The organism is Herbaspirillum sp. B65, assembly GCF_000333555.1.
GTDB classification, from domain to species: Bacteria; Pseudomonadota; Gammaproteobacteria; order Burkholderiales; family Burkholderiaceae_D; genus Herbaspirillum; species Herbaspirillum rubrisubalbicans.
Genome location: NZ_BADI01000811.1, coordinates 1 through 1,226, shown reverse-complemented (window position 1 = coordinate 1,226; position 1,226 = coordinate 1). Strand labels below are relative to the sequence as shown.

The following is a 1,226-nucleotide window of genomic DNA, read 5'->3' as shown; positions in this document are numbered from 1 at the left end:
AGGACAAGGTGAAGGTATTCAGGCCAACCCGTGACCAAGGACAACCTCGATGCCTTCGTCACGGCCACCCCTTACAGCACCCATTCCACCAAGCTGGTGGTGGACCTGGATGGGGTGCGGGGGGGGACGAGCTACACCCTGTACTTGCAGAACGTGGCCTATAACCCCGGCAATACCCATACGATCTTCGGCGTGTGATGGCTTGCACCTGAACCGAGATCGTTGACCTGCAAGCGTATCGGCCCAGTACGGGCCGATACCTCACAGCAAGCAAGCGGACGGGCCGGCAGGGCCCCGTCCGCAAATTTTTCAAACTGGCTGGTCGATTTCGATTACCTCAATGGCCAGTCCGGCATCCGCATGACGGTGGCGGCAGTGAAAGTGTCCTGTGGCTCGCTGGTCAATTTCGATACCCGCGAACGAGCGCTAGGGCCGGAGCATGTCATGGCCAGCGGCGCGCTGCCGCCGGGTTTTGCCCCGGTGCGGGTCGATGGCGAGCTGTACTGGGATGGCGGCCTGTATTCCAACACGCCGCTGGAAGCCGTGCTCAACGATGAGCCGCGCACCAACCTGGTCTGCCTGATGGTGGACCTGTGGCACGCCGATGGCCCGGAACCGCGCACCCTGGAAGAGGTGGTCACGCGCGAGAAAGATGTCACCTTCGCCTCGCGCTCGCAGCGCCATATCGATGCCTATCTGCAGCAATACCGCCTGCGCCGCGCCGCCCACGACCTCTACCAGCGCCTGCCGCCCGAACTGCTGACCCAGGAAGACCGCCAGATGATGGCCGAGCTCAACGCCGATACCACCATCCACATCGTGCGGCTGGCCTATGCCGGGCGCGACTGGAACATGGCCTCCAAGGATGTCAACTTCGCCCGCGGTTCGGTGCAGTGGCGCTGGGAACAGGGCTACCAGGATGCCCTGCGCGGCATCGCCTTGAGCCAGGAAGACTCCTTTGGCCAGAGCGAGGCCGGCATCGTGGTGCATGACCTGCCCAGCGGCCAGACCCACATCAGCGCCGCAAAAACGACCGAGCGTTCGTCTTGATCGCCCGCAAAGCCAGGCCTGGTGCGCCGTCGCATAATGCCCACGGCCGCAGAAATATTTTTGTGCGATGCACAAATAACACTTGATTTCACCAAAGAAGTGCATAGAATAGGAATTGTTGCGGCGCACAAATCATGAAGTTCGATTGATTTTGGTAGAAAGCCGCTCTCGAAACC

The 1,226-nt window shown here is 61.2% G+C and carries 1 protein-coding gene and 1 pseudogene; both read left to right on the top strand.

Annotated features, from left to right (window positions below):
• The first annotated feature begins 30 nt into the window (after positions 1–30).
• Positions 31–198 carry a hypothetical protein gene (locus tag I5W_RS32145; RefSeq protein ID WP_159106138.1) on the top strand — a complete coding sequence of 56 codons (168 nt, stop codon included), beginning with the start codon at positions 31–33 and terminating at the stop codon, positions 196–198.
• 120 nt (positions 199–318) lie between these two features.
• A pseudogene (locus tag I5W_RS19365) lies at positions 319–1,050 on the top strand (DUF3734 domain-containing protein); the annotation flags it as partial.
• Positions 1,051–1,226: the final 176 nt, after the last annotated feature.